We start from the raw sequence: 21129 nt of genomic DNA on the forward strand, positions 1-21129 counted from the left end.
TGATGGATGATAAAGATTAAAAATGATCTTCCTCTGCTTTTTCTATTGATGCAGGGCTAACTGCTTTTAAATATTTTTGTTGATCAAATTCATTTTCACTTTTAGCGATAACAATAGTGGCAATTCCATTTCCAATCATGTTGGTAATTGCTCTTGCTTCACTCATAAAGCGATCAACACCTAATAAAATCGCAATATGTTCTACCGGCATAATTTTTAAAGCCGTAAGTGTACTAGCCAACACAATAAATCCACTTCCCGTAACACCTGCCGCTCCTTTTGAAGTAACCATCAATACAGCCATGATGGAAATCTGTTCACCAATGGATAAATCAACATTAAAAACTTGGGTTAAAAAGATCACTGCCATTGCTAAATAAATAGCTGTACCATCCAGGTTAAAAGAATAGCCTGTCGGGATAACTAAGCCTACTACAGATTTATCACAACCGATATCTTCCATCTTTTTCATCATACTTGGCAGTACCGATTCTGATGAAGATGTACCTAAAACAATTAATATTTCTTGTCGGATGTATTTTAAATATTGCCACAAACTGAATTTGTAATACCTACAAATACCATTTAATATTACAAAAATAAATAAGAAACAGGTTAGATAAACCGAACCCATCAGTTTTGCCATTGGCAATAATGTACCTAAACCATATTTGCCAACACTAAAAGCCATTCCACCGAAAGCACCAATTGGCGCAAAGCGCATCACCACTTTCATAATGTTGAATAATACTTTTGAAATTTTATCGAAGCTACTAATTAGAGAATGACCTTTTTCTCCCATCTTACTTAAACCATAGCCAAATAAAATAGCAAAGAATAAGATCTGTAAAATTTCACCTTTGGTAAACGCTTCAAAAATATTCTTAGGGATGATATGAGCAATAAATTCTAACCAGTTAATTTCTCCAGCTTGTGCAGTATAAGTAGCAATTTTAGCAACATCGCCTGGTGGCACTTGCACATTTATACCTGGTTTTAAAACATTGGCGACTACCAAACCGATGATAATGGCAATGGTCGTTACGATTTCAAAATACAATAATGCCTTACCACCAACTCGACCAACTTTTTTCATATCACCCATGTGAGCAATACCTAAAACAATAGTGAAAAATATAATTGGGGCAATTAACATGCTAATCATGTTAATGAAACTCTTGCTAATTAACTCTGCATGAGGGGCAAATGCGGGATAAAAAACGCCCATTAAAACGCCTAAAGTGATGGCTACTAAAACTTGAAAGGTTAAATTAGATAAAATTGACTTCATTTTAGTTGAATAAGAATTGAAGATAGGAACATTTTTTATTGACATCCTATTTTTTAAGAAATTACATCTGCATTGGATAAGATAGTATTGTTTATTGGTCATTAGTATAACGTACTATGCTTTATGAGCCTTGAACAAATGAACTAATACATTATCTTTGTGATTACCATGAAAAAATTGAATCTAGTAATGATCTTTCTAGCTGGCTTAACGTTTACTATTTACGCCTGTAAAAAAGAAGATTTTGATGCGAAAGAATTGGTGCAAAAACAACTAATTGGTAAGTGGCCGCTTAAGTACACCATAAAAACAATTTACACCAATAATGTTGCTGGTAACCCTGATACGGTAAAATACAATCCGATTGATACTTTAGTTTTTAGTGCCGATGGAAAAGTAGTTAAACAGAATAAAACTGCAATCACGACTAGAACGTATAGTATTGATGCGACAGGTGATAACATTACTTTTTCAGGAACTCCTGCATATACGCAAAAATTGAGTTTTGTCAGAAATACAAGTATTGGCTTGTCTACAGAAACTACAGTAACTAGCGGTACTACGGTAACGAAAACTGTTATTGAAGATCAGTTGATTAAATAAATTAATTTTTAGCGATACCTACTGATGAAAATTGTAAATCGTACAAACGTTTATAATAACCATCTAGTTTCAACAATTGTTGATGTGTACCCTTTTCCTTAATTTCTCCTTTATCTAATACGATAATTAAATTGGCTTTTTGAATGGTAGATAAACGGTGTGCAATTACAATGGATGTTCTGCCTTGCATTAATTTTTCTATAGCACTTTGTATTAACATTTCTGTTTCGGTATCAACCGATGAAGTAGCTTCATCAAGCACCAAAATTGAAGGTTGATAAACTAACGCTCTAATAAATGAAATGAGTTGAGCCTGCCCTGCAGAAAGTGTTGCCCCACGTTCCATCACATTGTAATGATAACCTCCTGGTAAGCGTTCGATAAAATCATGAGCGCCCACTTTTTTAGCGGCATCAACCACTTCATCAAACGTAATTGATGGGTTGTTAAGCGTTATATTATTGAAAATTGTATCCGAAAATAGAAAAACATCTTGTAATACTGTGGCTATATGGCTACGTAAATAACCTAATTCATATGCTTTAATAGGTATACCATCTACTTTAATTTCGCCTTTTTGTATTTCGTAGAAACGATTTAAAATATTGATAGTTGACGATTTACCTGCGCCAGTTGCGCCCACTAAAGCAACAGTTTGACCTGCTTTTACCTCGAAAGAAATATCTTTTAGCACATAATTTTCTTGTTCAATTTCTCCATCCTGATTATAACTAAACCAAACTTTATCAAAGCTAATGGCTCCTTGCATTTTTTCTGGGGTATATGTCCCTTTATTTTCTGTGGTTTCTTTGGTATCTAAAACTTTAAACACACGTTCTGCCCCAACCATACCCATTTGCAAGGTGTTAAATTTATCGGCAAGCTCTCTAATCGGCCTAAAAAGCATGTTGATAAACATAATAAACGTTGTAATTGTTCCTGGTTCAACATCAAGTGGTTTTTCTAAAATCATTTTAGACCCATACCAAATCAATAAGCCTAAAGACAAGGCAGAAATAAGCTCAACAACCGGAAAGAAAATAGAATAATACCAATTCGAGCGTATATTGGCATCACGGTAACGAGAATTAATTTTTTTAAACTTATTATATTCTTGTTCTTCTCTAGCAAAATATTGGATAATGGAAATTCCACTGATATGTTCCTGCAAATAGGTATTTAAATTGGAAACTTCCGTTCTAATTTCTTGAAAAGCAACTTTAATAGACTTTTGAAAAATACGAGTAGCAACAATTAAAAATGGAATTGGCAATAAAACAATGAGTGTTAATTCCCAATCTATCCATAACATACAAGCTATAATTACCACTACTTGTAATAAATCGCCCACCATTGCAATTAATCCTTCCGAGAAAATATCTGCTATAGTTTCCAAATCAGATACTGTTCGAGTAATTAATTGTCCAATTGGTGTTTGATCGAAATATTTAAGCCGTAAACGGCTAATATGATTAAACACATTTATTCTTAAATCTTTAATAGCTGATTGACCTAAAGTATTGGTCAGTAAGGTTTGGCTGTATTGAATTACCGTTTGCAAAAGCAGTAAAACCACCATTAAAATGGTCATTTGTACCAAGCCTTTGTAATTTCCTAAAAGGATAAATTTATCCAGTGCATATCCTATTAAAAATGGTCTAACAGGAGTAATAATTGCTAGTGAGAGTGTTAAAACCACCGACCATACAAATGTTTTTCGATACGGTTTTACATACTCAAAAACTCTTTTAAGTAAATTAACATTAAACGCATCTCCTGTTATTTTAGACATTCTTTTAGTTTTTTAATGCTTGAATAAATGGATATTCAATTGCTACTAGATACAATCCACAAGCCGGTACAGATTGCCCTGCATTACTTCTGTTTTTACTTTCTATAATCTGTGCTACTTCTGCTATTTCAATATCTCCTTTACCCACTAAAATTAAGGTTCCAACAATTGCTCTTACCATATTTCTTAGAAAGCGATCGGCTTTAATAGTGAAAATTAGTCCTCCTTCTATCTTTTCAAAATTGGCTTTTGTTATTTTACAATTGTTCGTAAAGGTTTGGGTTTTAGATTTGCTAAAGCAAGAGAAATCAGTAAAATTCAATAATAATTGAGCTGCTTCATTCATTTTATCTAAATTCAATTCTCCTTTAAACATCCATGAGCGATTGATTTTAAATGGATCTTTTTCAAAGTGTAGATGATATTGATATGCTCGGGCAGTAGCATCAAATCGAGCATGCGCCTCATTATTTACAGTTAATATCTGTTTTATAGCAATACTATAAGGCAATAATGCATTAATACTTGTGACAGCATTAACAACTGTTGTTTCAGGTAAATCAACCACATCAAAATGCGCATAAAATTGAGTCGCATGTACGCCGGCATCAGTTCTACCGCAGCCGAGTGAAGTAATATTTTGTCTAAAACAAGTAGTTAAAGCTTTATCTAAACACTCTTGCACAGTTATTCCGTTAGGTTGTGTTTGCCAACCGTGGAAATCTGTACCATCATAACTTAATTCTATAAAATATCTCAAGGTCACAAAAATACTTTTTTCTACCTATTTGCACATCCTACTATTTACCTTTTAATCTATATTTGTTAAAATATTTCAGACTTATGATACAAAGAATACAATCGATATGGCTTTTATTGGCAGCCGTAACCATTTGCTGTCTACTTTTTATTCCCATGGTTATCGCAAATACTGGCGGTGCAGAATATTACATCATTGCAAGTGGTTTATATCAGAAAACTGGTGACCATACTACGCAAGTTGAATCTTTTTTACCGTTATTTATAAGCACTATTGCAGTTGCAATTATGTGTTTTGTTAATATTTTTAACTTCAAAAAAAGAACTATTCAGAAGAGAATTTGCATTGCATCGGCGGTTTTAGTTATTGGATTATCTTTTTGGTGTAGTCAATACGCTAAAAAAATTCCAGAAGGATTAGAAACAGCAAATTATAGCGCAGGTATGTTTTTACCAGTTATTGCCATCTTTTTTATCATTTTAGCCATAAGGGGAATTAATAATGATGAGAAATTATTGAGATCTGCAGATAGATTGAGGTAATGACAAACTGCTTCATCAATTTTGCGCAAACAATACAAGACTATGCTTTGCCCGCAAAATTTATGTTAATGCAAGATTTTGAACCTCATCCACTTTGTTTAATTGCGGCTAAGGAATTACAAAATCATTTACAAAATCAAAAAGAATGGCTACATAATTTTGGTTTAAATGATGAAAATGGAGCGGTAATTGGCAAAATGTTTGGTGTTTTGGTGGTGCGCAATCCAAAAAATGAAATTGGATATTTAGTAGCGTTTTCTGGAAAATTAGCTGGTTCGAATAGTCATTCAAAATTTGTTCCACCGATAGTTGATTTATTGACAGAAAACAGCTTCCTTAATAAAGGAATGAAAGAATTAGATGCGATTAATCTAAATATAAAAGAATTAAGCGCTGAAAATAATAAGGAAGAAGTCAGCAAATTAAAATCCAGACGCAAGCAACATTCTATTGCTTTGCAAAAGGAAATATTTAATCAATACTATTTTTTAAATCAAGCTGGCGAAGAAAAAAGTTTAATAGCTATTTTTAAAAGTGCAGGCTATAAAAATCCTCCCGCAGGTGCAGGAGAATGTGCTGGGCCAAAATTGCTGCAATATGCTTTTCAACACCAATTGAAACCTTTAGCTTTAACAGAGTTTTGGTGGGGATTATCGCCAAAATCTGCTACTTGGAAACACAAAGAATTTTATCCATGTTGCAAGGAAAAATGTGAACCTATATTAGCACATATGCTGAAAGGGATTTAATTTGACCTTTCTATCAAAACAAATTATCATTTGTAACTTGTATATTTAAAGAAGCCTAAGTCACATTATGAGAAGTCTTGCATTTCATTTTAATTCTATTCATTGTAGCTTTTTTCACAGCTTGTAATCACAATAAAATAATGAAAGATGAAGAACCAATTCAGGTAATAAATGGATCCTTTACAGTGGAAGAAGATGATGTAGAACCACCTCCTCCAGTATTTACATCTCGCTTTAAGACAGTAAATGAATGGTTAAGTTTTATTGTTGATAACGAAAAACCAAAAAAAGAAATTTCAACCTATCATATTGATGTGTTTGAGGGAGATGACGAATGTATACTTGCATTAACTGGAACAAATACTTACAAAATTTCTAACACACATCAGCGAGTTAAGATTGAATATACCCCTGATGAGATGTATTTTAATTTACCCAAAAGTGAACATCAAGGATTGACAAGGGCACAAGTATTTGAACATCTAACCGAACGAATAAACCACTTTATTTCAAGCGAAAAATTCAAAACCTCTTTTTTTAATCAAGCAAAATCTATCAAAACTAGCTGGCAAGGTGAAATATGGTCGGCCAAATAAATTAAAAAACCTCAACCCTCTCTTTATCAACAAATTCCTTTCTTAAACTATTTGCTTGACACTCTGTAAAATACCGATTATTAACCGTACCTTTGCGGCTTAATTAAAAAATGTTATAATGATAAACCCATTTAGTAAATTGGGGATAAGTGATGACGTTGTTAGTGCCGTAAAAGAGCTAGGTTTTGAAAACCCTACGCCTATTCAGGAGCAATCTATTCCTGTACTGTTAGAAGGCAATAACGATTTTGTTGGTTTGGCCCAAACAGGAACAGGAAAAACAGCCGCATTTGGATTGCCGCTGTTAGAATTAATAGACTTTAAGAGCAATAAGCCGCAAGCACTAATTTTGTGCCCAACGCGTGAGCTATGTCTACAGATTACAAACGACATCAAGAATTTCTCAAAAAACACGCCTAATGCACACGTGGTTGCCGTTTACGGTGGCGCTAACATTATGCAACAACTACGTGAAATACGCAATGGCGTACAAATAGTAGTGGCCACGCCCGGCCGTATGTTAGATATTATTGGCCGTAAAGCCATTGATTTCTCTAGCGTTAAATATGTAGTATTGGATGAAGCCGACGAAATGTTGAACATGGGCTTCCAAGAAGACATTAACGACATTTTATCAACTACTCCAGATGATAAAAAAACATGGTTATTCTCTGCAACTATGCCTCCAGAGGTTCGTCGCATTGCAAGAAACTACATGGAAAATCCTGTAGAATTAACCATGGGCACAAAAAACACAGGTAACGTAAACATTGAACACGAATATTATATTGTTCGTGCTCGTGATAAATATGCTGCCTTAAAACGTATTGTAGATTTTAACCCTGAAATTTTTGCTGTAGTATTTTGTAAAACCAAATTGGATACTCAAGATGTTGCTGAGCACTTAATTAAAGATGGCTACAATGCGGGATTCATTACACGGAGATTTATCTCAACAACAACGTGATAAAGTAATGCAACGTTTCCGCGATCGAAACATGCAATTATTAATTGCTACCGATGTTGCAGCTCGTGGTATCGATGTAAACAACGTAACTCACGTTATCAATTATTCTTTACCTGACGAAATAGAAAGTTATACTCACCGCTCTGGCCGTACTGGTCGTGCTGGTAAAACTGGTATTTCCATCTGTATCGTTAACTCAAAAGAAATTGGCAAAATTCGTCAGATTGAACGGATTATTGGTAAACAATTTACAAAAGCAGAATTACCTACAGGTTTTGATGTTTGCGAAAAACAATTGTTCTCTTTAATTCACAAAGTTCATAATGTGGAAGTAAATAATGAGCAAATTGATCAGTATATTCCTCGCATTATGGATGAATTTGCAGAATTAAGCAAAGAAGAAGTAATCAAAAAATTCGCTTCATTAGAGTTTAATCGTTTCTTAGATTACTATTCTAAAGCACCTGATTTAAACGCACCTGATGAGCGTAGCGAAAGAGGTGAACGTGGCGAAAGAGGTGAACGCGGAGAACGTGGTGGCAGAAACTTTGACAACAGTAATTATACTCGTTTATTTATCAATGTAGGTTCTGTAGACGATTTTACAAGAGGTGATTTATTAGGTTTTGTATGTAACAATGGCAAAATTTCTGGTAAAGCAGTTGGTAAAATAGATTTGAAAGGTGTTTATTCATTCATTGAAGTAGAAAATGATACTGTTGACGCTTTATTTACCAACTTTAAAGATATTAAATTTAACAATCGTGAAGTAAGAATTGAAAAAAGCGGTGATGCACCAGTCGGTGGTAGAGGTGATGGCGGTGAAAGAAGAGGTGGTGGTGAGAGAAGAGGTGGCTTTAGTGGTGGCGAAAGAAGAAGCGGTGGCGGTGGCTTTGGTGGAGAGAGAAGAAGTGGTGGCGGAGACAGAAGAAGCAGCGGTGGTAGCGGAAGACGTGAAGGTGGTAACAGCGGTGGGGGTTTCAGAGATTTCTCTGGTCGTAGCCGTGATGATAAAGGTGGAAATACTGGCGGTAGCGGAAGACGCGAAGGCGGTAGTGGCGAAAGAAGACGTAGATCTTAATCTTCACAAACCTTATAAAACCAAAAAAGCCTCGACAAATTGTCGAGGCTTTTTTGGTTTACACTACACATTTCCAAATTACTTCTCAGCTGGTCTATTTCTAATCTGACTAGCTTTTAAATAAATCTTAGCTCCTTTGCTATTGATGTAATATTTATTGTTTTTACCATCAATATAAACATCAGAACCATCTGGCGCCATTTTACCTTTAAATTTTGCATCAACAACTTTTGCTGTACCTTTTACGGCAACCTCAGCAGTTTTATTCCCTACACTTTTAACAGCTTTTCCTGTTTTTTGTAATACTTTCCCAGCTTCAGTTTTTTTCTCTTGGGCACTTGCATTAAAGCTCACTGAAGCGATCATTGCCATGGCAGCCAAACTACCTATTAAATATTTTTTCGTTTTCATAGCATTTCATTTTCATATATAACAGCGTTGATAACGTATTGTTTCAAAATCTGTCTGAAAAGAAAATCTTTGGAATATCTCTTACTTCAACTTCTCTGTCAGCAATGCCATTTCAATATGGGGAGAATGTTTTTCATACAAAATAGCATACACGGCACGACTGATGGGCATTTCAACTTTATATTTTTTATTGATGTGGTGCATGCAAGTCGCTGCGTAATACCCTTCAGCAATCATATTCATTTCTAATTGGGCAGATTTAACGGTATAACCCTTCCCTATCATGTTCCCAAAAGTGCGATTACGGCTAAATTGCGAATATGCAGTTACCAATAAATCACCTAAATATGCTGATTCCTTAATGTCCCTATCTATTGGATGGACTGCATCAACAAAATCTTTTATTTCCTTTATCGCATTAGAAATTAACACTGCTTGAAAATTATCACCATAGCCTAATCCATGACAAATCCCACTCGCTACTGCATAAATATTCTTCAATACCGCAGCGTATTCTGTTCCAAAAATATCATCAGATACATTGGTTTTGATATATCTAGTATTTAAAAACTTGGCAAAACGATCAGCTAAATCAACGTCTACACTTGCAATGGTTAAATAAGATAGTTTCTCAAGCGCAACTTCTTCTGCATGGCAAGGTCCGCTAATTACCAGAATATCCGTTAGTGGAACATTATACTTTTCATGAATAAATTCACCAATGATTTGATTTTCATCTGGCACAATACCTTTAATGGCCGAAACAATTTTCTTTCCTTTTAAATCTTCTGGCTTTACATCCTTTAAACTTTCCTTTAAAAAAGCCGCTGGAACATTTAAAATCAGATAATCAGCCGCTTCGATAATGCTACAAATATCTGATGAGATATTTTCTTGAGGTACTTTAATTTCTACAGAACTTAGATAATTAGGATTGTGTTTAAATGCTTTAATATGCGATATCGCTTCTTCATTTCGCATCCACCAAAAAATTTCTTTTTCAGCAAAATTATCCGACAACATTTTAATAATCGCGGTAGCCCAACTTCCGCCACCAATCATTGCAATTTTAGGTATCATAATTATTAAGGTTAAGAATAAGAGCAAATACGTATGCTCAAAACTATTCTAAAGGCAAAAGGTTTAAAATAAATTACTACACGAGCATTTATTTTAAACCTTACCTAAGCGTCAAAAATACTTAATAAATATGATTTTGGATATTACTTTTTCTTCTCAGTAGTAAATAGCTTATCCTTAGTGGTTTTCTCTACTTTCATTCCATCTTTAAGCTTGTTCTGAATGGCAGAGTATGGACCAGAAACAATTTCTTGACCATCTTTTAATCCTGTTTTAACAATTATAAATTGATCGTTCTGAATACCAGTTGTTACTTCAGCCTGTTTTACAGTAGATGTTTTGCTATCGAATAAATACACAAACTGTTTAACTTTTTTATCAGTCAATTTCGTTTTTTGTTTATCCTGATTTTGATCATTTCCTGCATTTGCCATTGGATCAGTAGATTTATCCTTATCGCTAGTAAATACAGACTGAATAGGAACTGCTAATCCAGTTACCGATTCGCTTTCAATATCTACCGTTGCAGAAAGACCTGGTCTAAATGGAGATGGCAAATCTTTTGCACCTCCTTTAACAGCGCTATATGAATCTGCGATTAAACGAACTTTTACAGAGAAGTTAGTTACCTGATCTACAGAAGTAGTTGCAGTACCTACGCTAGTTGATGAGCTTGCAATTTCGGTAACTACACCTTTAAATTTCTTATCTGCAAAAGCATCAACCTCAACTGTAGCGCTATCGCCTACATTTACACGGTTAATATCATTCTCATTTACATCCACATTTACTTCCATGGTTGTTAAATTAGATATGCGCATAATTTCTGTACCTGCCATTTGCGAAGTTCCCAAAATACGATCTCCTAATTCAATTGACAATTTAGAAACCACACCATCAACTGGAGAATAAATGGTTGTTTTAGCTAAGTTTGCACCTGCTTCTTTAACATTTGCACCGTTTTGCTCTAAACCAAATTTTGCACCAGTAACGTTTTCTTTTGCGCTCGCCAAATTTGCTTTTGCAGTTAAATAAGCTGCTTTTGCCGCATCAAATTCTGCAGCAGAAATAACTTTTTTATTGTACAATTCCACATTACGTTTGTAAGTAGCCTCTGCATTTACAAAATTGGCTTGTGTTTGGATTAACTGTTGTTGAGAAGCTGCAACACTTGCTTTTTGAGAGTTGTATGAAGCAACTGCTCTTTCATAACCAGATTGCAAAACGTCTGGTCTAACTTTACAAAGTAATTGACCTTTCTTAACTACATCGCCTTCTTTAACTAAAAGCTGAGTAACTTCTCCTGAAACTTCCGAACTTAATTTAACTTCTGTTTCTGGTTGTATTTTTCCACTTGCAGTTACTGTTTCTACTACTTTTTTACTGCCTGCTTTTTCTACAGTTACTTTTTCAATTTGTTCGCCACCAATAAGGCCTGTAAATTTTGCAACTATTAACAGTACAAGTAGTACACCAACGCCAATTAAAATGTGTTTAAGTTTCATAATTATGTATAAGTATTATTTATTTTCTTTTATTAAAATACAATTTGTTTACCCAAATAGTAGTCAATCACTTTAGCTCTAAATATTAAATCATATTTAGCTTGTATCATATCTATTTCTGCTTTGTTTTTATTTGTTAAAGCAGTGCTATAATCTAACGAATTTACCAAGCCTACGTTGTAACGTTGTTCTATTACATAATATGCATCCTTTTGTGCTGTAAATGCATTAGTTGTAGATGCATAACGGCCTTCTGCCGCTTTTAAATCTGCAACTGCCTGATAAATAACTTTATTCAGGTTATTTTTTGCCAACTGCTCCTCAGTTTCAGTTTGCATCAAATTTATTTTAGCCCTTCTATAATTAGATTTTATCTGAAGTCCATTAAATATCGGAATAGATAAACTCATACCGATACCTTTTGAGATATTATTACTCAATTGATTTGAAAACGATGGATTTGGGTATTGTGGATTAAAATTATAATTGTAAAAATAACCTGTTCCATAGCTCGCATTAAATGAAAGTGTTGGCAACAAATTTCCTTTAGCAATTTTAACAGCAATTTTTGCGGCTTCTGTATTCAAACTTGCTAATTTGATATCTGGGAACATAGCACTTGCATTTGTATAAATCTCCTCTGCATTGTATTTTCCATTTGGAGTGTTTATGTTATCGATAACAGGAGCTTGCACATCATACACTGTTGATGAAGGAATATCCATCAATTGTGCTAATGTTAAATAAGAAATCGATAATGCATTTTCTGCATTAGTGGCATTTAATTCAGCTGTTGCAACTTGAGATTTAGCTTGTGAAAGATCTGCCAATGTCTTGTTCCCCACATCCAATAATTGTTGTTGCTGATTTAATTGTTGTTTAGCTACTGTTAATTGATCGTTTGCGGCCTTTAAAAAATCTTTATTGTAAAGTATTTGAAGATATGAAGTAATTACAGATAGAATTAAATCGTTTTTGATCTTGCTAGTATTTGTTTTACTAGCCTCAAGTAAAACCTTATTTTGTTTGATTTGGTTCATTTTTGTTAAACCGCTAAATAGATCAACGTTAGAACTTGCACCACCATTTACACTATAATTCTGGGTGTTTTCATAAACACCAGATGCACCCTGATTATTACGTCCCCAACGCATATCTTGAGATAAATTTGCACCTAAGGTTGGAAGCAAAGCATATTTAGATTGCTTTAGATTGATATCAGATAGACTTTCACTAAAGTTAGCCTGTTTAACTTGTAAATTATTAGTTAGCGTTTTATCTACAGCTTGTTGTATAGTAATTACTTCTTGCGCAAAGCTTTTTTGGCTAAACCCCGTTATAACTAAAGATAAAATAAATGTAAGCTTGGTTAAAAAGCTAAAATTGGCAACTTGTTTCATAAAAATTAGTTTCACAATAATAAATAAACAATTAATTGATTTTTTAAATTTCTTAAGTGCAACCTAAATATTACTTTTGGGTATGTACCTAGTTAAATCTCCACTTTTACTCAAATGGTTTTATCCATCTTTAACATGGAACAAATCCCGCTCGGAAAAAATTGTTTATTTAACCTTTGACGATGGACCTATACCCAATGTTACAGACTTTGTATTAAATACTTTAAAAAGCTTTGGTATAAAAGCCACTTTCTTTTGTATTGGAGATAATATTAGCAAACATCCATCGGTATTTGAACGAATAAAGAATGAAGGTCATGCTATTGGAAACCATACTTTTAATCACCTAAAAGGATGGAAAACCGATGATGAAACCTACATTCAAAACATACTAAAATGCCAACAACTTACACAAACTAACTTATTTCGTCCACCTTACGGAAGAGTTAAGAAAAGTCAAATCAGTAAACTGAAATCAGTTTTCAGTTCTCATTTTTTAGTTCTCAAAGCTCAGACCGAAAAACGCCAACTACAAATTGTAATGTGGGATGTTCTTAGCGGCGATTTCGATCTCAAACTCTCTCCAGAAAAATGTTATCAAAACGTTATCAAAAATACTCAAAACGGCTCTATTATCGTTTTTCATGATAGCTTAAAAGCTTTTGATCGTTTACACCATACCCTTCCAAAAGTATTAAAATATTTAAGTGAAAAAGGGTACCAATTTGGCACACTTTAACATCGAGCCTATAGGCTAAGTTTATGCCAAAATCATAAATCCTTTTAATATCACTCAATTTCAACACTTTATCTTTTAAACAAGCGAAATAACTGTTCGTAAATGCACAAAACTGTTCAATAGCGAACAATGGATTTACATTTCTTTAAGAGTAATCAATTATTTAGAATAATGCTAAATAAAATTAGGAGATAGATATGATACCATTAAGCCTATTTTTTTTGTAAATTCGCTCTCAATTAGACGAATAGATTACCTTTAAACCAAGTTATCAATGGCTTTTGATATAGAAATGATTAAAAAGGTGTATGCAAACTTTAGCAGTCGTATAGAAGCGGCTCGTAAAGTAGTTGGTAGACCTTTAACGCTTTCAGAGAAAATATTATACACACACCTTTGGGATGGAAATGCAAATACAGCATTTATCCGTGGTACTGATTATGTAGATTTTGCACCAGATAGAGTTGCTATGCAAGATGCGACAGCGCAAATGGCGTTGTTACAATTTATGCAAGCTGGTAGACCACAAGTTGCTGTTCCTTCTACGGTACATTGCGATCACTTAATTACTGCTAAAGACGGCGCTGCTATAGATTTACCTCATGCTAACACAGAAAGCAAAGAGGTTTTTGATTTCTTAGCTTCTGTTTCTAATAAATATGGTATTGGTTTTTGGAAACCTGGTGCCGGAATTATTCATCAAGTGGTATTAGAAAATTATGCTTTCCCAGGGGGGATGATGATTGGAACAGATAGTCATACCGTAAATGCCGGCGGTTTAGGAATGGTTGCAATTGGTGTTGGTGGTGCTGACGCTTGCGATGTGATGGCTGGCTTACCTTGGGAGCTTAAATTCCCTAAATTAATTGGGGTAAAGTTAACTGGTAAATTAAACGGTTGGACTTCTGCTAAAGATGTCATTTTAAAAGTTGCTGGTATTTTAACTGTAAAAGGTGGTACTGGAGCTATTGTAGAATACTTTGGCGATGGTGCTGAAAACTTAAGCTGTACTGGTAAGGGAACAATTTGTAACATGGGTGCAGAAGTTGGGGCGACTACTTCTACATTTGGTTACGATGAGAGCATGGAACGTTATTTACGTGCAACTAATCGTGCTGATGTTGCTGATGAAGCAAATAAAATAAAAGAACACTTAACTGGTGATGCTGAAGTGTATGCAGATCCTGAAAAATATTTCGATCAATTAATAGAAATTAATTTAGATGAATTAGAACCTTACTTGAATGGCCCTTTCACACCAGATTTAGCTACACCTATTTCTCAAATGAAAGAAGTTGCGGTTGCTAATGGATGGCCATTAAAAGTAGAATGGGGATTAATTGGTTCTTGTACAAATTCATCTTACGAAGATTTATCTCGTGCTGCATCTATCGCAAAACAAGCTATAGATAAAGGATTAACTACTAAAGCAGAATTTGGTATAAACCCTGGATCTGAACAAGTACGTTATACTGCAAATCGCGATGGTTTATTAGGAACTTTCGAGAATTTGAACGCTACAATTTTTACTAATGCTTGTGGTCCATGTATTGGAATGTGGGATAGAGTTGGTGCAGAGAAAGCAGAAAAAAATACAATCGTTCACTCTTTTAACAGAAACTTCGCTAAACGTGCCGATGGTAATCCAAATACGTTTGCGTTTGTAACTTCTCCAGAAATTGTTGCAGCTATTGCAATTGCAGGTGATTTAGGTTTCAATCCATTAACAGATACGTTAACAAACGATAAAGGTGAGCAAGTAAAATTAGATCCACCAGTTGGCGATGAATTACCAGTAAATGGCTATGCTGTTGAAGATGCAGGTTTCCAAGCTCCGGCTGCCGATGGTTCTGGTGTACAGGTTTTAGTATCTCCAACTTCACACCGTTTACAATTGTTAGATCCATTTACACCTTGGGAAGGCACTGACTTAAAAGGCTTAAAACTATTAATTAAAGCCAAAGGGAAATGTACTACCGATCATATTTCTATGGCAGGACCTTGGTTAAAATTCCGTGGCCACTTAGATAACATTTCTAATAACATGTTAATTGGCGCTGTTAACTACTTTAACGACAAAACTGATACTGTTAAAAACGAATTAACTGGCGAATATGGCCCAGTTCCAGCAACTCAACGTGCCTATAAAGCTGCAGGCTTAGGCTCTGTAGTTGTAGGTGATGAGAATTATGGTGAAGGTTCATCTCGTGAACACGCTGCAATGGAACCTCGTCACTTAGGTGTTCGTGCTGTATTGGTTAAATCTTTTGCACGTATTCACGAAACTAACTTGAAGAAACAAGGTATGTTAGGTTTAACTTTTGCGGATAAAAACGATTATGACAAAATTCGCGAAGATGATACATTAGATATTATTGGTTTAACCACTTTTACACCAAGTGTACCTTTACAAATCGTTTTACACCATTCAGATGGAACTAGTGAAACTATTAGTGTTAACCATAGTTATAATGCACAACAAATTGAATGGTTTAAAGCTGGTGGCGCATTAAATATTATAAGAAGAGAAGCAGCTGCTAGATCGTAGCATTTGATTTTCTAATCATAAAAAAACCGTTTAGAGTTAATCCTAAACGGTTTTTTTGCTTATTGTCATTCCTAGGAACGAGGAATCTATTATAAGCATTAGATTCTTCTCTATCACCCTTACAAAGGCATCAGTTTTACAATCCGTCCAAAGCCTCATCCTCAGCTAATAGTTTATCAATCGCTCCAACTTCATTTTCAAAAACGTGTAATTGCACTCCACTTACAGAAATATCAAAAACAGGATAAACCAATGCTGTATTTTCTCCCGTTAGGAAACAATTAAACCCAGCGTCTTTTAGTCGGGTTAATATAATATTCGCTTCCATTGGGTTTTCGAACGTTTTATACACTACAATTTTATCTTCCATGGTACAAAGCTAGATTATTTTTAATTAGTTGGCTTTAAAAAATCTTGCCACCATAACCCGGAGTCTTTAATAGTTCGCTCTTGGGTTTTAAAATTAGTGTACACTAACCCAAAACGAGCATCATACCCTTCTGCCCATTCAAAATTATCCATTAATGTCCATGCCATATAGCCAGTAATGTTTACACCTTCATTTTTAGCCTTAAGCATAGCCTCTAGGTACAATTTAAAATAAGCAATCCGCTCTTCATCATGTACTCGACCAGCGATCAATTTATCGTGAAAGGCAGCGCCGTTTTCGGTAATCATTATATTTTTAATTTTCGGATAAGCTGCAAACTGTTTAATAATATGATAAAAACTATCTGCATTAATTTCCCAACCCATTGCAGTATGTGGTTTCTTACGGTTTTTCGCCTTTACTTCCCAAGCTTGGATTACTGGTATAAATGCATTGTATTTTATCACCAAAGGGAAATAATTTTGCAATCCAATGTAATCAAAATCAAAAGCCATTCTTTCTTGATAACGCCATAAAGAGTGACTAACTGCAAACTTCTCCAACACATCCCATCCTGCTGTTGGGAAACCCATCCCCAATGTTGGCTCGATAAATAAACGGTTCATTAAACAATCTATCCGCTTTGCAGCTGATAAATCTGTTGCATTTTGTGTATATGGAATAATCTCTGAGCAAGAAAATGTTGTGCCAATAGTTGCATTCTGCACTTCAGCTCTTAAAATTTTACCTCCATCTGCTTGTGCTATAGCGGTGTGTTTAACAGCAGAAAAGAAATTGGTTAATCCAGTTTCACCAGGTGCATGAATACCTAACATGTATCCTAAAGATGTAAAACCAAAAGGTTCATTAATTACGATCCAGTTTTTAACTTTGTCGCCATAAGTTTTAGCACATACTGTCACAAAAGCATTAAAATCTGCATTAATACTGAAAGCAGTCCAGCCACCATGCTTAGCTAAAGCTTCAGGTAAATCCCAATGATATAAGGTAACGTAAGGAATAATATCTTGTCTTAAACATTCATCTATCACATGGTGATAAAATTGTATTCCTTCTGGATTAATAGAGCCTGTACCTTCGGGCAGAATACGTGACCATGAGATAGAAAAACGGAAAATTTTAAATCCTAATGTTTTAACTAAAGCAATGTCCGTTTTATACTGATGATAAAAATTGCAGGCAATTTCAGGGTTATGACCTCCTTTAATCTTGCCATTTCTTTTGCTAAACGAATCCCAAATGGATGCTCCTCTTCCATAGGTATTTGCTGCGCCTTCAATTTGAGTAGCGGCTGTAGCAACACCCCATAAAAAATCATCACCAAAATCTTTCGCTGTTAGCATACTCATTTGCTTAAAACATTGCTAAGGTCTAACATTCCTGTTAAGTTAATATTAAGAAAGGTTAATAACAACCAAAACTATTAATAAGTCAAAAACACAACTATACTGGTTCGAAATAATTAGGTAAATTTGATCTTTAACTTTAATAAAATATTATCCATTGAAAATAACTTTAATAGCTGTTGGCAAAACTGAAGACAAATACCTTATTGAAGGGATTGATAAATATTTAAATAGATTAAAACATTACATCAATTTTACTACTTTAATTATTCCCGACATTAAGAATACTAAAAATTTAACCGAAGCACAGCAAAAAAATAAAGAGGCTGAGTTTATTGCTAAGCAACTAAATTCCACAGATGTTGTAGTATTATTAGACGAAAAAGGCAAAAAACATAGCTCAGTTTCTTTTGCTGAATATTTAAATAAGCAAATGATTGGTAGTGTACAAAATTTGGTTTTTATAATTGGTGGCCCATATGGTTTTGATGAAAGCATATACAAACGAGCTAATACTAGCGTTTCGCTTTCAGACATGACATTTTCTCACCAAATGGTGCGGTTATTTTTTGTAGAACAATTGTATAGGGCTTTTACTATTTTAAAAAATGAACCTTATCATCATGCTTAGCTAACAAGTTTTTATGGAAAAACATCCCATTTTTCATCATTAAAGAAAGGAGAAAATATTATGTTACCCAGTGATTATAAACGAAAATATAAGTTCAGAACGGATACCACTAAAGAACGCAAATACATGAAAATTGCTATAATTATCTCATTAATTATGGTAATTATACTATGGTATTTAATAAACTAAAGCCAGTTCTTTCGAACTAGCTTTTCAATAATAACTTTTAAAATATACTACTAAACGCCTTTTTTGCTGGTCATACTTGCCTTTTTAGCAGGAGCCGATGATTTTGCAGTAGGTGCTTTTGCATTAGATGGTTTAGCTTTTGGTGCTGCTTTAGGCTTCGCATCAAGCTTATCATCCGCTTTTACGCCTTCTACTTCTGCGCTAGGTGCAGTTTCAGTGAATAAAGGCATGTCTTTTAATGAATGATACCATGTTAAAATTTTCTTCATATCAGAAGTATAAACTTTCTCTTGGTCATGCCCTGGAGCAACTTCTAAAAAGAAATTCTTCAATGTTGTACCGTCAGCTTTAGCATCTGGAACTGAGGTTTTTGTTGCCGCAATAGTGGCTAAAACATCTGTCAATTTCAATTCCTCATCTTCACCATAAATGGTAATATCTTCTAAAGAAGCTAATTTTGTTGTAGAAATATTAGCCACAATTTTTAATTTTTGTGCATCTAAACTTTCTAAAACGTAGCCCGCTTTATTTTGTCCAACAAGTTTAAATAAACCTGGTCTGCCAGATACGGCTACAATTCCTCTTAAATTCATATTCTTTTGAGATTCTAATCTTCTAAAACTTCTATCGATAAAATCTTATCGCCTTGTCTAATATCGTCAACAATATCTACATTTTCTACCACCTTACCAAAAACGGTATGTACACGGTCTAAATGTGCAGTATTTGCTCTGCTATGGCAGATGAAAAATTGTGATCCTCCAGTGTTTCTTCCAGCGTGAGCCATTGATAAAACACCACGATCGTGGAATTGGTTTTCACCATCTAATTCACAATCAATTTTATAACCAGGACCACCGGTACCAGCCATACCTGTTGCACCATCTTTTGAGTTAGGACAACCGCCTTGAACCACAAAATTAGGGATTACACGGTGAAATGCGATTCCATCATAAAAGCCTTCGTTGGCTAACTTTTTAAAATTTGCAACTGCTTTAGGAGCGTCTTTTTCGTAGAACTCAACCGTCATGTCGCCTTTTTCAGTTTTTATTATTGCTTTGCTCATTGTATAATTTTTCGTTGGGAGGCAAATTTAGCAAAATGAAACGAAAGCCCTAACTAATACAGTATAAATCCTGTCAAGAAATTATAAATCTATATGAAATACTGTATTTTAACGTTTAATCAGCATAATAATTTTAGAATGGTCTTCAAAAAATATACATTCGTATAGCTTGTCCTATTATGATTCTGAAAAAATATATTTTCTTATTTATCATCCTTCTTTTTTCTGTTGCTGCAAAAGCATCTTCTATCTTAATTTATATGGATGAAAATCAGAAAAATCATTTAAAAGCTTATGGAATTGCCTATTGGAGCATAAAACAACAGGCAGAAGTAGATTGGCTTTTAAATTATAGAGGTGGTAGCTTTTTAGTAAAATATGTAAAAGCTGTTGAAGATGAATGTAAGATAAGAGGTGTTTCTTATGAGATTTTAGCAGATGGAAAAGTAAACGCGATTTTAAATGAAATCAATAATCCTGATGTAAATATGGAAATGGTAAAATTGGAGAAAACTCCGAAAATTGCCGTTTATTCGCCAAAAAGCAAATTACCTTGGGATGATGCCGTAACATTAGTTTTAACCTATGCCGAGATTCCTTACGATATTATTTACGATGATGAGGTTTTAAAAGATAAATTAACTGGTTATGATTGGTTGCATTTGCACCATGAAGATTTCACTGGCCAATATGGGCGGTTTTGGTCTTCATTTAGAAATGCAACATGGTACCGAGAAGATGTAAAAAACCAAGAGGCTGCCGCCAAAAGAAATGGATTTAAAAAGGTTTCTGAAATGAAATTAGCTGTTGCAAAACGCATTAAAGAGTTTTGCGCTGGTGGTGGATTTCTATTTGCCATGTGTTCGGGCACTGATAGTTTTGATATTGCACTTGCAGCAGAAGGAGTTGATATTGCAGAAAGCATGTTTGATGGCGATGGTACTGATGCAAACGCTCAATCAAAACTTAATTATAATAATAGTGTAGCCTTTAAGGACTTTAAGATTGACATGAACCCCGAGCGATACGAATTTTCGGATATTGATGTTACACAAACTCGTAATTTTATTGAAAGTAATGACTATTTCACGTTATTCGATTTTTCTGCCAAGTGGGATTTAGTTCCAACCATGCTTACACAAGATCATGATAAAGTGATTAAAGGCTTTATGGGGCAAACGACTGCTTTTAGAAAGAGTTTGGTAAAACCTAGTATTACTGTTTTGGGAGAAAACAAAGGTGGCAATGAAGTGCGTTATTTGCATGGTGAAATTGGCAAGGGGCAATTTACTTTTTATGGAGGTCACGATCCAGAAGATTACCAACATCAAGTTAACGATCCACCTACAGATTTAAGTTTACATCCAAATTCTCCAGGTTATCGGTTAATTCTAAATAATGTTTTATTTCCAGCAGCAAAGAAAAAACCTCAGAAGACCTAA

The 21129-nt window shown here is 34.3% G+C and carries 19 protein-coding genes and 1 pseudogene; 9 read left to right on the top strand and 11 right to left on the bottom strand.

What is annotated here, in order from left to right:
- Positions 1-16: 16 nt before the first annotated feature.
- Complete coding sequence (locus ACHMWN_RS01230) at positions 17-1336, bottom strand: dicarboxylate/amino acid:cation symporter (protein WP_397297119.1); 1320 nt, start codon at positions 1334-1336, stop codon at positions 17-19.
- Between the two features lie 123 nt (positions 1337-1459).
- Here ACHMWN_RS01230 and ACHMWN_RS01235 point away from each other — a divergent pair, with 123 nt between their 5' ends.
- Positions 1460-1894, top strand: a complete 435-nt coding sequence (locus ACHMWN_RS01235) for a hypothetical protein (RefSeq protein WP_397297121.1) — start codon at positions 1460-1462, stop codon at positions 1892-1894.
- 1 nt (position 1895) lies between these two features.
- Here the strand turns inward: ACHMWN_RS01235 and ACHMWN_RS01240 are convergent, their stop codons facing one another.
- Both ACHMWN_RS01240 and truA read right to left on the bottom strand, forming a co-directional pair.
- On the bottom strand, positions 1896-3686 hold the full coding sequence (locus tag ACHMWN_RS01240; RefSeq protein ID WP_397297122.1) for an ABC transporter ATP-binding protein: 1791 nt from the start codon (positions 3684-3686) through the stop codon (positions 1896-1898).
- Positions 3687-3690: 4 nt separating this feature from the next.
- Positions 3691-4446 carry a tRNA pseudouridine(38-40) synthase TruA gene (truA, locus tag ACHMWN_RS01245; RefSeq protein WP_397297124.1) on the bottom strand — a complete coding sequence of 252 codons (756 nt, stop codon included), beginning with the start codon at positions 4444-4446 and terminating at the stop codon, positions 3691-3693.
- Between the two features lie 83 nt (positions 4447-4529).
- Between truA and ACHMWN_RS01250 the strand changes: the two genes are divergently transcribed.
- The 4 genes and pseudogenes from ACHMWN_RS01250 to ACHMWN_RS01265 all read left to right on the top strand — a co-directional run bounded on the left by ACHMWN_RS01250 (position 4530) and on the right by ACHMWN_RS01265 (position 8381).
- Positions 4530-4988: a DUF4293 domain-containing protein gene (locus ACHMWN_RS01250; RefSeq protein WP_397297126.1), complete on the top strand. Its 459-nt coding sequence runs from the start codon at positions 4530-4532 to the stop codon at positions 4986-4988.
- 68 nt (positions 4989-5056) lie between these two features.
- Positions 5057-5737 (top strand): hypothetical protein, encoded by a 681-nt coding sequence (locus ACHMWN_RS01255; protein WP_397297127.1) that lies wholly within the window; start codon positions 5057-5059, stop codon positions 5735-5737.
- A gap of 140 nt (positions 5738-5877) precedes the next feature.
- Positions 5878-6333, top strand: coding sequence for a hypothetical protein (locus ACHMWN_RS01260; RefSeq protein WP_397297129.1), 456 nt, complete (start codon positions 5878-5880; stop codon positions 6331-6333).
- 118 nt (positions 6334-6451) lie between these two features.
- Positions 6452-8381, top strand: a pseudogene (locus ACHMWN_RS01265) (DEAD/DEAH box helicase).
- 78 nt (positions 8382-8459) lie between these two features.
- Here the strand turns inward: ACHMWN_RS01265 and ACHMWN_RS01270 are convergent.
- From ACHMWN_RS01270 to ACHMWN_RS01285, 4 genes are all read right to left on the bottom strand, one after another.
- Positions 8460-8792: a hypothetical protein gene (locus ACHMWN_RS01270; protein ID WP_397297130.1), complete on the bottom strand. Its 333-nt coding sequence runs from the start codon at positions 8790-8792 to the stop codon at positions 8460-8462.
- Between the two features lie 81 nt (positions 8793-8873).
- Positions 8874-9872 carry an NAD(P)H-dependent glycerol-3-phosphate dehydrogenase gene (locus ACHMWN_RS01275; protein ID WP_397297132.1) on the bottom strand — a complete coding sequence of 333 codons (999 nt, stop codon included), beginning with the start codon at positions 9870-9872 and terminating at the stop codon, positions 8874-8876.
- A 143-nt stretch (positions 9873-10015) separates the two neighbouring features.
- Positions 10016-11377 (bottom strand): efflux RND transporter periplasmic adaptor subunit, encoded by a 1362-nt coding sequence (locus ACHMWN_RS01280; protein ID WP_397297133.1) that lies wholly within the window; start codon positions 11375-11377, stop codon positions 10016-10018.
- Between the two features lie 32 nt (positions 11378-11409).
- On the bottom strand, positions 11410-12777 hold the full coding sequence (locus ACHMWN_RS01285) for a TolC family protein (protein WP_397297134.1): 1368 nt from the start codon (positions 12775-12777) through the stop codon (positions 11410-11412).
- An 82-nt stretch (positions 12778-12859) separates the two neighbouring features.
- On the opposite strand from ACHMWN_RS01285, the gene ACHMWN_RS01290 reads away from it, so the two are divergent.
- Both ACHMWN_RS01290 and ACHMWN_RS01295 read left to right on the top strand, forming a co-directional pair.
- Positions 12860-13516, top strand: coding sequence for a polysaccharide deacetylase family protein (locus tag ACHMWN_RS01290; protein WP_397297136.1), 657 nt, complete (start codon positions 12860-12862; stop codon positions 13514-13516).
- A gap of 274 nt (positions 13517-13790) precedes the next feature.
- Positions 13791-16064: an aconitate hydratase gene (locus ACHMWN_RS01295; RefSeq protein ID WP_397297138.1), complete on the top strand. Its 2274-nt coding sequence runs from the start codon at positions 13791-13793 to the stop codon at positions 16062-16064.
- A 136-nt stretch (positions 16065-16200) separates the two neighbouring features.
- On the opposite strand, the gene ACHMWN_RS01300 is transcribed toward ACHMWN_RS01295, so the two are convergent.
- Complete coding sequence (locus tag ACHMWN_RS01300; protein ID WP_397297139.1) at positions 16201-16434, bottom strand: hypothetical protein; 234 nt, start codon at positions 16432-16434, stop codon at positions 16201-16203.
- Between the two features lie 20 nt (positions 16435-16454).
- Complete coding sequence (locus ACHMWN_RS01305) at positions 16455-17798, bottom strand: GH1 family beta-glucosidase (RefSeq protein WP_397303513.1); 1344 nt, start codon at positions 17796-17798, stop codon at positions 16455-16457.
- Between the two features lie 160 nt (positions 17799-17958).
- On the opposite strand from ACHMWN_RS01305, the gene rlmH reads away from it, so the two are divergent.
- On the top strand, positions 17959-18432 hold the full coding sequence (gene rlmH / locus ACHMWN_RS01310) for a 23S rRNA (pseudouridine(1915)-N(3))-methyltransferase RlmH (protein WP_397297141.1): 474 nt from the start codon (positions 17959-17961) through the stop codon (positions 18430-18432).
- A gap of 239 nt (positions 18433-18671) precedes the next feature.
- On the opposite strand, the gene ACHMWN_RS01315 is transcribed toward rlmH, so the two are convergent.
- Both ACHMWN_RS01315 and ACHMWN_RS01320 read right to left on the bottom strand, forming a co-directional pair.
- A complete protein-coding gene (locus tag ACHMWN_RS01315) occupies positions 18672-19214 on the bottom strand; it encodes a DUF5606 domain-containing protein (RefSeq protein WP_397297142.1) in 543 nt (180 codons plus the stop codon).
- 14 nt (positions 19215-19228) lie between these two features.
- Positions 19229-19687, bottom strand: coding sequence for a peptidylprolyl isomerase (locus tag ACHMWN_RS01320; protein ID WP_397297144.1), 459 nt, complete (start codon positions 19685-19687; stop codon positions 19229-19231).
- A 179-nt stretch (positions 19688-19866) separates the two neighbouring features.
- On the opposite strand from ACHMWN_RS01320, the gene ACHMWN_RS01325 reads away from it, so the two are divergent.
- Positions 19867-21129 carry an asparagine synthetase B gene (locus tag ACHMWN_RS01325; protein WP_397297146.1) on the top strand — a complete coding sequence of 421 codons (1263 nt, stop codon included), beginning with the start codon at positions 19867-19869 and terminating at the stop codon, positions 21127-21129.

This window comes from Pedobacter sp. UC225_61 (assembly GCF_044452285.1).
Taxonomy (GTDB): Bacteria; Bacteroidota; Bacteroidia; order Sphingobacteriales; family Sphingobacteriaceae; genus Pedobacter.